At 73.1% G+C, this 12,913-nt stretch carries 9 protein-coding genes; all 9 read right to left on the bottom strand.

What is annotated here, in order from left to right; genetic code table 11:
- Window positions 1-52 precede the first annotated feature (52 nt).
- A complete protein-coding gene (locus tag OG524_RS26900; protein WP_405388291.1) occupies window positions 53-1,156 on the bottom strand; it encodes an XdhC family protein in 1,104 nt (367 codons plus the stop codon).
- 75 nt (window positions 1,157-1,231) lie between these two features.
- Window positions 1,232-2,185 (bottom strand): bifunctional riboflavin kinase/FAD synthetase, encoded by a 954-nt coding sequence (locus OG524_RS26895; RefSeq protein ID WP_405811806.1) that lies wholly within the window; start codon window positions 2,183-2,185, stop codon window positions 1,232-1,234.
- A 43-nt stretch (window positions 2,186-2,228) separates the two neighbouring features.
- On the bottom strand, window positions 2,229-6,038 hold the full coding sequence (locus OG524_RS26890) for a trypsin-like peptidase domain-containing protein (RefSeq protein ID WP_405811805.1): 3,810 nt from the start codon (window positions 6,036-6,038) through the stop codon (window positions 2,229-2,231).
- A gap of 209 nt (window positions 6,039-6,247) precedes the next feature.
- Entirely contained in the window at window positions 6,248-7,144 is an 897-nt protein-coding gene (truB, locus tag OG524_RS26885) for a tRNA pseudouridine(55) synthase TruB (RefSeq protein ID WP_384500997.1), read from the bottom strand.
- The gene (gene rbfA, locus OG524_RS26880; protein WP_104789492.1) at window positions 7,141-7,599 is read right to left on the bottom strand and encodes a 30S ribosome-binding factor RbfA; all 459 of its coding nucleotides are present in this window, start codon (window positions 7,597-7,599) and stop codon (window positions 7,141-7,143) included. Before rbfA ends, truB begins: the two co-directional genes overlap by 4 nt.
- A gap of 25 nt (window positions 7,600-7,624) precedes the next feature.
- Entirely contained in the window at window positions 7,625-7,921 is a 297-nt protein-coding gene (locus tag OG524_RS26875; protein WP_405388294.1) for a DUF503 domain-containing protein, read from the bottom strand.
- A gap of 211 nt (window positions 7,922-8,132) precedes the next feature.
- On the bottom strand, window positions 8,133-11,294 hold the full coding sequence (infB, locus tag OG524_RS26870) for a translation initiation factor IF-2 (protein ID WP_405388295.1): 3,162 nt from the start codon (window positions 11,292-11,294) through the stop codon (window positions 8,133-8,135).
- 140 nt (window positions 11,295-11,434) lie between these two features.
- Window positions 11,435-11,722: a YlxR family protein gene (locus OG524_RS26865; protein ID WP_405388296.1), complete on the bottom strand. Its 288-nt coding sequence runs from the start codon at window positions 11,720-11,722 to the stop codon at window positions 11,435-11,437.
- A 148-nt stretch (window positions 11,723-11,870) separates the two neighbouring features.
- A complete protein-coding gene (gene nusA, locus OG524_RS26860) occupies window positions 11,871-12,911 on the bottom strand; it encodes a transcription termination factor NusA (protein WP_405388297.1) in 1,041 nt (346 codons plus the stop codon).
- Window positions 12,912-12,913 lie beyond the last annotated feature (2 nt).

The raw sequence follows: 12,913 nt of genomic DNA, 5'->3' as shown, positions 1-12,913 counted from the left end.
CCGGCCGGCGGCCGGAGCCGTGCCGAGCGGGCGGGGCTGCCCCGATCCGTGCTCAGGGACGGTGGTGGATCGTTCCGGTCAGTTCGGCCAGCGGGCGGCCCGTACCGCCCCAGCGGTGCTGGATGATCTCGGCGGCGATGGAGACGGCCGTCTCCTCGGGCGTACGGGCGCCGAGGTCGAGGCCCACGGGTGAGGCGAGGCGGGCCAGTCCCGCCTCGTCCACCCCGGCGTCGCGGAGCCGTTGGATCCGGTCCTGGTGGGTGCGCCTGCTGCCCATCGCACCGATGTACGCGGCGGGCGTGCGCAGCGCCGTGGCCAGCAGCGGCACGTCGAACTTCGGGTCGTGCGTCAGCACGCAGATGACCGTGCGGGCGTCCACCGCGGTCGACTCCAGGTAGGTGTGCGGCCACGCGCAGACCACCTCGTCGGCCGTGGGGAAGCGCTCCCGGGTGGCGAAGGCCGGCCGTGCGTCGCAGACCGTCACCCGGTAGCCGAGGAAGGAACCGATGCGTGCCGTGGCCGCCGCGTGGTCGATGGCCCCGAAGACGAGCATGCGGGGTGCCGGGGCGTACGTCTGGACGAAGACGGTGACGTCCTGCATCCGGCGTTCGCCGTGCGGGCCGTACCGCTGGACTCCGGTGGCTCCCTGGGCGAGGAGCCCGCGCGCGTCGTCGGTGACGGCGGCGTCGAGCCCTTCGTCGCCGAGCGAGCCGGTGGCCCGGTCGGCCAGGACCGTCCGCGCGGCGCCCGCGGGTGCCGTTCCGGAGACGACGGTCGCGACCGCCACCGGCTCCCCGCGTGCGATCGTGTCGACAAGCCCGCGCAGCCGGTCGCGGCCGTCCGCCGTGGTGTACGGCCGCACCAGGACGTCGATCGTGCCGCCGCAGGTCAGTCCGACCCCGAAGGCCTCGTCGTCGCTGATGCCGTACGTCCGCAGCAGCGGGACACCCGTGGCGAGCGCCTCGGTGGCGGCCTCGTACACATCGCTCTCGACGCACCCCCCGGAGACGCTGCCCGCCACCGTCCCGTCGGCGGAGACCGCCATCACGGCACCGGGCGCACGCGGTGCGCTGCCCCGGACCGCCACGACCGTGGCCAGGGCGAAGGGCGTACCGGCGTCGTGCCAGGCGCGCAGTTCCGACAGCAGTTCACGCACGGCGGACGACCTCCCGGCTCGACGGTCCTCCTCCGACGATGCCCCGGGGCGCCGCCGGGCGCACCGCGGGGAGCGTCAGGCCGGGTCGTACGCGGCGATCAGCTCGCCGCACCGCTTCACGTCGGCGGCCATCGCCACGAGCAGGTCGTCGATCGAGTCGAACTTCAGCATGCCGCGTACGTACGCGAGGAAGTCGACCGCGACGTGCAGCCCGTACAGGTCGAGGCCGACACGGTCGATCGCGTACGCCTCCACCGTCCGCTCCGTGCCGTCGAACTGCGGGTTCGTGCCGACGGAGATCGCGGCGGGCATGGCCTCGCCGTTCACGGTCAGCCAGCCCGCGTAGACCCCGTCGGCGGGGATCGCGGTGTGCGGGAGGGTCTCCACGTTCGCCGTCGGGAAGCCGAGCTCGCGGCCGCGCTGCGCGCCGCGCACCACGATGCCCTCCACCCGGTGCGGGCGGCCGAGGATCTCGGCGGCTCCCGCCACGTCGCCTTCGGCGATCAGCCGGCGGGTGAGGGTGGAGGAGAACGGCTCGCCGCCGCCCGCGTCCCCGCTCACGAAGAGGTCGATGACCTCGACGCGGTAGTCGTACGTCGCGCCGAGCTCGGCCAGCAGCGCGACGTTGCCCGCCGCCCGGTGCCCGAAGCGGAAGTTCGGGCCCTCGATGACCAGTTGTGCGTGCAGCTTGTCGACGAGGACCTTCGCGATGAAGTCGGCGGGCGCCAGCTTCGAGAACTCGGCCGTGAACGGCAGGATCAGCACCGCGTCCACGCCCAGGTCCGCCATCAGCTCGGCACGCCGGTGGTGCGGGGCGAGCAGCGGCGGGTGGGTGCCGGGGCGCACGACCTCGCTGGGGTGCGGGGCGAAGGTGACGGCCACGGAGGGAACCCCGAGCTCACGCGCCCGCTCGACGGCCCGGCCGATGATCAGCTGGTGCCCGCGGTGCACTCCGTCGTAGGAACCGATGGTGACGACGCTGCGACCCCAGTCCTCGGGGATGTCCTCCAAGCCGCGCCAGCACTGCACTGTGACCGCTCCTCGCCCGAACCTGTGTACGTGTGTATGTCCATTACGCAGGTCTAAGACTGCCATGCTCACGTCCTGCCGCCTGCATCGGCATCGGCAACCCGGACTGTGATCTGTCCATCGTTTCCATCGTCCGTCGGGCGCCGGGGCCCACGACGGCCGCCCACTCCTGTGGGGCGTCGTCGAGCCAGCCGGTGACGAGCGCCGCGAATCCGGGCACGTCACGGGCGAGTTCGACCAGCCCGCGGTCGAAGCGGGCGGCGCCTTCGGTCGTGCGTGCGAGGAGCATCCCGGTACGGTGCACCAGCGCCCTCGTGCGGACCTCGGGGCGCCGTCCGGAGCCCCCCGCGGCGGCCCGGAGCAGCGCGCAGAGCACCTCGGGGTCCCTGCCGGTGTCCTGCTCGAAGTCCAGCAGTACCTCCAGCAGCTCGGCCCGCAGCGGGCGCGAGGCCGCGCTCCCCGGGGCGGCGAGCACCCGGGCCAGGGCGGCGCGTACCGGCGGCGGCGCGGGTCGGTCCCGCAGCAGCCCGGTCACCAGGGGCAGCAGCAGCGCGCGGGCGGCCGGGCTGTGCTCCAGCCGCAGCTCGACGTACGCGGCGGCCTGCGCCCCGTCCGCGGGGTGGCTGTCGATGTACTGCCGTACGAGGCCGGGGGCGTGCAGGGCGAGGGCGGGGGTGTCCAACCCCGCCAGCGTCCGCAGTACGTCGTCGGCGGCCTCCCCGGGCAGCGAGAGCCTGGCCCCCAGGGCGGCGATCACCGGCTCCGGGAACTCCGGGAGCACCTCGGCCAGCAGGGCCACGGGCAGTCTGGGGTCCCCGGCGGCGAAGACCCGCAGGGCCTGGGGCAGGTAGCGGCCCCGGGTCCTCGGGTCGCGTACGAGGAGTGTGAGCGCCGGGGCGTGCAGGACGGTGTCGTCGGGCCGGGCCAGCAGGACGAGCGCGGAGCCGCGCAGCAGGGCGCGGTCGGTCTCCGTGATCGCGAGGCCCGCGGTGAGTGTGGCGTGGAGCGCGGCGGCGGCGCGCCGTTCGGGGCGCTCCTCGTCGCGTGCCCACCGGTCGACGGCCCGGCAGAGCGCGGAGGGCTCCTCCTCGGCGAGCGCGGTGAGGAGTTCGGCGGCGCGCGGGTGGCCGGAGTCGACGAGCGCCTCGGTCAGGTCGTCGACGGCGAGGTCGCGGCGGGCGTACAGGAGGGCCTGTGCGGCGGCGGCCACGGTGAGCCGCATCCGCCCGCCGTCGCCGACGGGCTGCGGGCTCGCGTCGGCGGTCAGCGGGGTCTCGTCGGTGAACCATCGGCAGAGCAGCGGCTGCACGGTCCGCGGGTGGACGGTGAGGCGCCGGGCCACGGCGTCCAGATACCGCTCGCCCCCGTCGGCCCGCGCGAAGGCTTCGGGGCGCGGGGCGCCGTCGGAGTGTGCATAGCCCCCGGAGTGTGGAGAACCCCCGGGCCCCGGGGAACCGCCAGGCCCCGGAGATCCCCCGGGCCCCGGAGAACCTTCATGGCGCGGAGAACCCTCGGTGCGCGAAGTGCCGACCGCGCCTGCGGAGCCTTCGGCGCGCGGGGCGCCGTCGGCGGGCACGAGCCTGCGGAGCAGGTCGATCCGGTCGTCCTCGGGCAGCCGGATCCGCCGCCAGAACCACGGCCCGAACACGGCGTACGGCCCGAGCCCCGCCGGTCCGCCACCGGCCCGGGAACGCCGGGTGATCCGTCCGGTGAGCACCCGCAGCACCCCGAGGTACGGCCGTGCGTCGGGGACCCGCAGGAGGCTCTCCCGCAGCAGATGGGACGCCCACCACGAGGCGTCGGCGGGCCGGACCGCCGTACCGGCGTCCTCCGCCGCGGGCAGCCGGTCCATCGCCTCGATGAGGTCGGCCATCCGGTGGGCCGGCGCGGCCGTTCCCTGGCGACGCTCCAGCAGGAGCATCGCCTGGATGACCGGGCCGATGCGGTGACGCGGGACGGGGAGGTTGCGGGGTTCCGCCTCCGGATCCTCCGGCGGGGCGACCGACCGCAGCGCCCCCACGCCCCGGGAAGGCCCGGAAGGCCCGGCGGGCACGAGTGCGCTCTCCGTGTGCCAGCGGTGCACCAGGGAACGCAGCGCGGCGTCGAGGTCCAGGTGCGCGCCCTGGAGCCAGTCGCCCAACTCCTCGTGGGCGAAGCGGTATCCGGCGCCCGCCGGGGCCAGCAGTCCCTCGGTGAGGACGGCGGGTGCCCACCCCGTGCGCCAGGGGAAGATCTCCTCGAACGTGGCCCGGTCCAGCTCTCCCTGGCCCGGCCCGAGGCAGCGCCGGGCCGCCTCGTGGACCTGGCCCGCCACCTTGGCCGCGAGCCTGCGGACCGCGGTGCCCCGGAGCCGGGGCTCGGCCTCCGCCCCGATACGGACGGCGATCCGGACGCACGCCAGGTCCAGGTGGGCGGCGAAGACCTCCTCCGTGCCGGGCCTGCCCGGCACGTCGGGCGGCAGCGCCGCCCGCACCTCGGCGAGCAGCCGCAGGGTGAGCGGATGCCGGTCGTGGCCCGGGGCGATGGCGTCCGGCGGAATGCCGTACCGCTGCCTGGCCCGCTCGGCCTGGTCCGCGGTCAGGTCGCCCAGCCGGACGGCAGGCGGCAGACCCCGGGCGGGCCGTTCAGGGTGGTGCAGGGCGTCCGAGGCGTAGAGCGCGCCGGCGGTCTCCCAGTGCTCCGGGCGGCAGGCGACGACCATCCGCGCCCCGTGCGCGCGCAGCCACGCGGCCGTTCCCCGGGTCCATTCGGCGAGCCGGTGGGCCAGCAGCGGCGGCATCTCCTCGGGGCCGTCCACGACGACGAGCAGCGGGTTCCCGGACGCGGCGGCGAGGCGGGCCACCCGCTCAGGGGTGGCCGTCGTCATGTCGCCCCGGGCCCCGGCCGCGGTGACGATCCGCCCGGAGCCCCGGAGCGCACGCGTCATCGCGTCGGCGACCGAGGTGTCGCCGGCGTGCAGATCGGCGCCGCGCAGCCAGAGCGTGAGCGCCGGCACCGGCCCGCCGGCCCGGCGGCCGGCCAGCGCGGCCAGTTCGGTGGTACGGCCCGTCCCCGGACCTCCGACGAGGCCCAGAACGGGCCCCGTACCGGTCTCGAAAGCGGTGAACTCCGCTCCGACGTGCGGGCGTTCGACCGCTTCCACGCTTCCCTGCCGGCCCGTGTGGCCGAGCGAGGTCGCGGTCAGCTGGAGGGCACCCGCGAGGTTGAGGTCGCAGCCGTATCCGGGGACCCCGCCCGCGTTGCGGCGCAGCAGTTCGGCGAGCGGACCTTCGGCACCCCGGCCGTGCTCCCGGCCGACGAGCGGCACCGCGAGCCCCGCCGCCTCGTGACCGGCCGTGAGCGCGGTGGAGAGCACACCCAGGACGGCCCCGGTGCGTGGGTCCGTCACCGGCCCGCCGACGGCCGCCCCACCCGACCGGAGCGCGTCGCGTCCGTCCGTGCCGAGGGCGAGTTCCAGCACCTCGCCCATCGGGTGGCTGCGCCCGCCCTCCGCGTACGTCGCCGGGGTAGTGCCGAGCACCCGCGCCTCCCGCCAGCCGTGGGCGGCGATCCGCACGTAGGTGCCCGTCCCGACCCGGTCGCGTACGGCGATGGGCAGCGGCTCCGCACCGAGGACCTCGGGCCCTCCGGTGCGCAGCAGGGCGAGCCCCAGACCGGGCAGCGCGGTGATGTCGTCGGGCCCGACCGGGCAGGTACGGCCGTCCGCCGCGTGCAGCACCAGGGCCGTGGCGGAACCGACGGCCTGATGGCTGGTGACGACCGTCCCGCGGTCGTCCGCGACGAATCCGGTCCCTCGCGGCCGGCCGGCCTGATCGCAGATTTTTACCAGTTCCGACCGGTCCCCGCTACCCATGGTCCGACGGTAGATCCCGGGTGGTCGGTACGAGAAGCGCGAGAGGCCGAAGCGCCCCCCTCACACCCCTCCGTCACTCCGAGCGCCCGTCCATCGGGGTGAATCCGCGGCAACCCGTGGACAGGAATGGTCGCGGGAGGGGGATCGTGGAGCGGGCACCGGGGGGTCTGCCCGCTCCACGATGGACCGGCCCTCTCAGAGGGTGGTCCTCAGGCGAAGACGGCGAGGCTCCTGGCCTTGCCCTTCTGCTCCTCGACAAGTACCAGGAAGGTCCCGTCTGGTCCGAAGACCCCGACCGGCCCCGGCGGATACGCCGGCATGTCGACCCGAACACCGTTGAGCAGCAGCTTGGCGCGCTTCTCGTCGACGTCCCAGCGGGGGAACGCCGAGGCCGCGGCCTCGGCCACCGGCATCACGGTCAGCTCCTGCTGGTGCTGCTCCAGCGTCCGGGCGGCGTCGATCCCGTACGGGCCGACCCGGGTGCGCCGCAGCGCGGTCAGGTGCCCGCCGACGCCGAGTCCGGCGCCGAGGTCGCGGGCCAGGGCGCGGATGTACGTGCCCGAGGAGCAGACGACGGAGACGACCAGGTCGACGACGGGGGTGCCGTCCTCGGCGACCGCCTCGCGGACGTCGTAGACGCGGAAGGACGAGATGGTCACCGGACGGGCCGGAATCTCGAACTCCTCGCCGCCGCGCACCCGGGCGTACGACCGCTTGCCGTCGATCTTGATGGCGCTGACCTTCGACGGCACCTGCATGATCGGGCCGCTCAGCGCGGCCACCCCGGCGTCGATGCCCTCACGGGTGACGCCCGAGGCGTCGGTGGACGAGGTGATCTCGCCCTCGGCGTCGTCGGTGACGGTGTCCTGGCCGAGCCGGATCGTACCGAGGTACTCCTTCTCGGTCAGGGCGAGGTGACCGAGCAGCTTGGTCGCCCTCTCGACGCCGAGCACCAGGACACCGGTCGCCATCGGGTCCAGCGTGCCGGCGTGGCCGACCCGCCGGGTCCGGGCGATGCCGCGCATCTTGGCCACGACGTCATGCGAAGTGAAGCCGGACGGCTTGTCGACGATGACAAGTCCGTCCGGCGTTTTGTTCTGCGTCATGCGGAAGGTGAACCCTCGCCGTTCTCGTCCTCGTCCTCCGGCTTGCGGTACGGGTCCGCGTCACCGGCGTACGTGGCGCCCGAGGAGGCCTCGCGGACCTTGGCGTCCGAGGCCCGTGCCCGGTCGAGGAGGTCCTCGATCGCCTTGGCGTTGTCCGGCAGGGCGTCCGCCACGAAGGCGAGGGTCGGGGTGAACTTCGTCCCCGCCGCCGCGCCGACCGCCGAGCGCAGGATGCCCTTGGCGCTCTCCAGCCCGGCCGCCGCGGACGCCCGCTCCTCGTCGTCGCCGTAGACCGTGTAGAAGACCGTGGCCTCCCGCAGGTCGCCGGTGACCCGGGTGTCCGTGATGGTCACATGCGTGCCCAGACGCGGGTCCTTGATACCGCGCTGCAGTTTCTCGGCGACCACCACCTGGATGAGGTCTGCCAGCTTCTTTGCCCGCGCGTTGTCGGCCACTGGTCCGTCTCCTTCTTGAACGTGCTCAGTCTTCTTCGTCGTTGTGCAGCCGCCGCCGTACGGACAGCAGCTCCACCTCCGGCCGGCCGGCGATCATCCGCTCGCACCGGTCGAGTACGTCTGTGAGGTGCCCGGTGTCCCCGGAGACCACGGCAAGACCGATCCGGGCCCTGCGGTGGAGATCCTGGTCGCCCGTCTCCGCGACGCTCACCCCGAACCTGCGGTGGATCTCGGCGACGATCGGGCGGACGATGGAGCGTTTCTCCTTCAACGACCGTACGTCGCCGAGGAGCAGATCGAAGGACAGTGTCCCCACATACATGTATGTCCGGATGTCCCGCCGGTTCGGGTTCGGGGGCTGTGGCCGGTGCCGGGGCGCCCCCGGACCGGCACAGCCACGCCCCGCCGTCACTCGGCGGGAACACCCGAACCGTACACGGAACGGCCGGGGCCGATCGACGGAAATACGACCCGTCGACCGGCCCCGACCGTGCAGGAGAGTCCGGGGGTCACCCCCCGGGGTTCCCCGTGGATCAGCCTCGCGGCTTCTCGCGCATCTCGTACGTCGCGATGACGTCGTCGATCTTGATGTCGTTGAAGTTTCCGAGGTTGATACCGCCCTCGAAGCCTTCGCGGATCTCGGTGACGTCGTCCTTGAAGCGGCGCAGACCGGAGATGTTGAGGTTCTCCGCGATGACCTTGCCGTCGCGGAGCAGGCGCGCCTTGGTGTTGCGCTTGACCTCGCCGGACCGGACCAGCACACCGGCGATGTTGCCCAGCTTGGACGAGCGGAAGATCTCGCGGATCTCCGCCGTACCGAGCTCGACCTCTTCGTACTCCGGCTTGAGCATGCCCTTGAGGGCCGCTTCGATCTCTTCGATCGCCTGGTAGATGACCGAGTAGTACCGGACGTCCACACCTTCGCGGTCGGCCATCTGCGCGGCACGCCCTGCGGCGCGCACGTTGAAGCCGATCACGATGGCGTCGGAGCCGGTCGCCAGGTCGATGTCCGACTCGGTGACCGCACCCACACCGCGGTGCAGGACCCGGATGTCGACCTCTTCACCGACGTCGAGCTGGAGCAGCGAGGACTCGAGAGCCTCCACCGAACCGGACGCGTCGCCCTTGATGATGAGGTTGAGCTCCTGGACCAGACCGGCCTTGAGCGCCTCGTCCAGGTTCTCCAGGGAGAACCGGACACCCTTGCGGGCGAAGTTGGCGTTGCGCTCACGAGCGGCACGCTTCTCGGCGATCTGACGGGCCGTACGGTCCTCGTCGACGACCAGGAAGTTGTCGCCGGCACCCGGGACGTTGGTGAGACCGAGCACGAGGACGGGGGTCGAGGGACCCGCTTCCTCGACGTTCTCGCCCTTGTCGTCGAGCATCGCGCGGACTCGGCCGTACGCGTCGCCGACCACCATCGTGTCGCCGACCCGCAGCGTGCCTCGCTGGACCAGGACGGTCGCGACGGCACCGCGGCCGCGGTCGAGGTGGGACTCGATCGCAATACCCTGCGCGTCCTGCTCCGGGTTGGCCCGCAGGTCGAGCGAGGCGTCGGCGGTGAGGACGACGGCCTCCAGAAGAGCCTCGATGTTGAGGCCCTGCTTGGCGGAGATGTCGACGAACATCGTGTCGCCGCCGTACTCCTCGGCCACCAGACCGAACTCGGTGAGCTGACCGCGCACCTTGGTCGGGTCCGCACCCTCGACGTCGATCTTGTTGACCGCGACCACGATCGGCACGTCGGCCGCCTTGGCGTGGTTCAGCGCCTCGATCGTCTGGGGCATCACACCGTCGTTCGCCGCCACCACGAGGATCGCGATGTCGGTGGACTTCGCACCACGTGCACGCATGGCGGTGAACGCCTCGTGACCCGGGGTGTCGATGAAGGTGATCCGGCGGTCCTCGCCGTTGACCTCGGCGCCGACCTGGTACGCACCGATGTGCTGCGTGATGCCGCCGGCCTCGCCCGCGATGACGTTCGTCTTGCGGATCGCGTCCAGCAGTCGGGTCTTACCGTGGTCGACGTGACCCATGACGGTCACGACCGGCGGACGGGAGACCAGGGCCTCTTCGCCGCCCTCGTCCTCGCCGAACTCGATGTCGAAGGACTCGAGCAGCTCGCGGTCCTCCTCCTCGGGGCTGACGATCTCCAGGACGAAGTTCATTTCGTCCGCGAGCATCTTCAGCGTCTCGTCGGAGACGGACTGCGTGGCAGTGACCATCTCGCCGAGGTTCATCATCACGCCGACGAGCGACGCCGGGTTGGCGTTGATCTTCTCGGCGAAGTCGGTGAGGGAAGCACCGCGCGACAGCCGGACAGCCTGTCCGTTGCCACGGGGCAGCATGACGCCGCCCACCGACGGGGCCTGCATGGCCTCGTACTCCTGGCGCCTCTGCCTCTTCGACTTGCGGCCACGACGCGCGGGACCGCCGGGACGGCCGAACGCACCCTGTGTGCCACCACGGGCACCCGGGCCGCCGGGACGTCCACCGAAGCCGGGACGACCGCCGAAGCCGCCGCCGCCACCGGGACGGCCTGCGCCGCCACCGCCACCGGGACCACCGGGACGGCCTGCGAAACCGCCGCCACCGCCACCGGGACCGGCCGGACGGCCTGCGAAGCCGCCGCCACCGGGACGACCGCCGCCGCCACCGCCGGGACGGCCTGCGCCGCCACCGCCGCCGGGACCACGGCCACCGCCACCGGGGCCACCGCCGGGACGCGGACCCGCAGCGGGACGCTGCGGCATCATGCCCGGGTTCGGACGGTTACCCGAGGGGGCACCTGCGCCGCCGCCGGGACGCGGGGACTGCGGACGGGGCATGCCGCCCGGGGACGGACGTGCGCCACCCTGACCCTGCGGGCGCGGGGCGCCGCCGGGACCACCCTGGGGGCGCGGGGCGCCGGGGCGCTCCTGACCGCCGCCGGGGCGCGGGGCACCGCCGGGACGGGGCGCCTGGGGGCGCGCCATGCCGGTGGAGCCGCCGGAGGTGAAGGGGTTGTTACCGGGGCGGGGACCCGCCGGACGTGCGCCGCCGGGGCGCGGTGCGCCCTGGCCTGCGGGACGTGCCGGACGGTCGCCGCCACGCTCGCCGCCACGACCGCCGTCACGCTCGCCGCCACGGCCACCGTCACGCTCGCCACCGCGGCCACCGTCACGCTGACCGCCGGCCGGAGCCGGACGGGCGGGGCGGGGACCCGGGGTGGCACCCGCGGGACGCGGGGCCTGGGGCTGCTGGGGTGCGGCCGGCTGAGCCGGTGCCGGAGCCGAGAACTCGGCGGCGGGCACCGGAGTGACCGGAGCGGGCTTGGGAGCCGGCTTCGGACCCGGACGCGGGCCTGCGGACGGCGCGGAGGGCGCCGCGGGGGTGCTGCTCTCAGGAGCCTCGGCGGCGGCCGGCTTGGGGGCCGGGGCGCCGGGCTTCGGGGCAGCGGGACGTGCCGCAGCGGCCGGGGAGGGCGCTGCGGGCTTCGAGGGGGCGGCCTTGCGGGGCGCGCCAGGCTTTGCAGCGGACTTGCCGGCGTTTCCACCGGGACCCTGCAGTGCGTCAGTCAACTTGCGTACGACCGGCGCCTCGATGGTCGAGGACGCCGAACGGACGAATTCACCGAGTTCTTGGAGCTTGGCCATGACGACCTTGCTCTCAACCCCGAACTCCTTGGCGAGTTCGTATACCCGGACCTTAGCCACTTCGCTCCTTTTAGGTCCGGGTTACCGCCGGACCGTCGCTACTTCATGGGCGTACTCATCGCGTACTCATCGAGTGCTCATCGCAATCTCGACCTACTTCCAACTCGCGAGGTACCTGACCGCACGGGGACCCGTGCCGTTCACTTTTCTTGCGGTGTCACCCGCTCGACGAACCGCTGCAGTGCCGCGGAATCGAACGGCCCCTTGGCCTTGAAGGCCCGGGGGAATGCCCGGCGGCGGACCGCCAGGTCGAGACAGACAGAGACCGGGTGCACATACGCACCCCGGCCGGGCAGCGTACCGCGTGGATCAGGGACGACTTCTCCCCCGTCCACCACGATGCGCAGCAGCTCGCTCTTGGCCGCCCGCTCCCGGCATCCCACACAGGTTCGTTCGGGGCAAGCGCGGGCGTGCGTCCGGCCAGACACGTTTAAGTCTACCTCCCCGCACCGACCTCACCCCTTTGGGGCAAGAATCGAACGGATGTTGTCGTGATCTCAGCGGCATGACGCCTCGATCTATTCCTTCGGGCACCCCGGAGGAACCGCCGGAGCGGGCCCTTCGGACGTCCGTGTCTCAGCCGCGCTCGGACCGCTCCCGGGCGCGCTCGGCGCGCTCACGGTCGGCGATGTCGCGCTCCTCACCGGTCTCGGTGTCCGGCCGGATGTCGATCCGCCAGCCGGTGAGCCGGGCGGCGAGGCGGGCGTTCTGGCCCTCCTTGCCGATCGCCAGCGACAGCTGGTAGTCGGGCACCGTCACCCGTGCGGAGCGGGTCCCGAGGTCCACGACCTCGACCTCGCTCACCCGTGCGGGTGACAGGGCGTTGGCGACCATCTCGGCCGGGTCGTCCGACCAGTCCACGATGTCGATCTTCTCACCGTGCAGCTCGGCCATGACGTTGCGCACACGGCTGCCCATCGGGCCGATGCAGGCGCCCTTGGGGTTCAGGCCGGCCCGGGTGGAGCGTACGGCGATCTTGGTGCGGTGGCCGGCCTCGCGGGCGATGGCCTCGATGACGACCGATCCGTCCGCGATCTCCGGGACCTCCAGCGCGAAGAGCTTCTTCACGAGGTTGGGGTGGGTGCGCGAGAGCGTCACGGACGGACCGCGCACACCCTTGGCCACCCGTACGACGTAGGTGCGCAGCCGCAGGCCGTGGGTGTACTCCTCGCCCGGCACCTGCTCCTGCACGGGCAGGATCGCTTCCAGCTTGCCGATGTCGACGAGGACGTTCTTCGGGTCCTTGCCCTGCTGGACGAGGCCCGTGACGACGTCGCCCTCGTGTCCGGCGTACTCACCGAACGTCCTGTCGTCCTCGGCGTCGCGCAGCCGCTGCAGGATGACCTGCTTGGCGGTGGTAGCGGCGATACGGCCGAAGCCGGACGGGGTGTCGTCGAACTCCTTGGGCTCCTGGCCCTCCTCAAGATCGGCCGGGTCCTCCTTCGCCCACACCACGACGTGGCCGCCGGCGTCCAGCTCGACGCGCGCCCGGCGGTGACTGCCCTCGGTGCGGTGGTACGCGATGAGGAGGGCCGACTCGATCGCCCCGACGAGCACGTCGAAGGGGATCTCCTTGTCCTGCGCCAAGCCCTTCAAAAGCTTCACATCGATGTCCACGG

The organism is Streptomyces sp. NBC_01520 (assembly GCF_045040375.1).
Taxonomy (GTDB): Bacteria; Actinomycetota; Actinomycetes; order Streptomycetales; family Streptomycetaceae; genus Streptomyces.
This window is presented reverse-complemented; position numbering and strand designations above follow the sequence as displayed.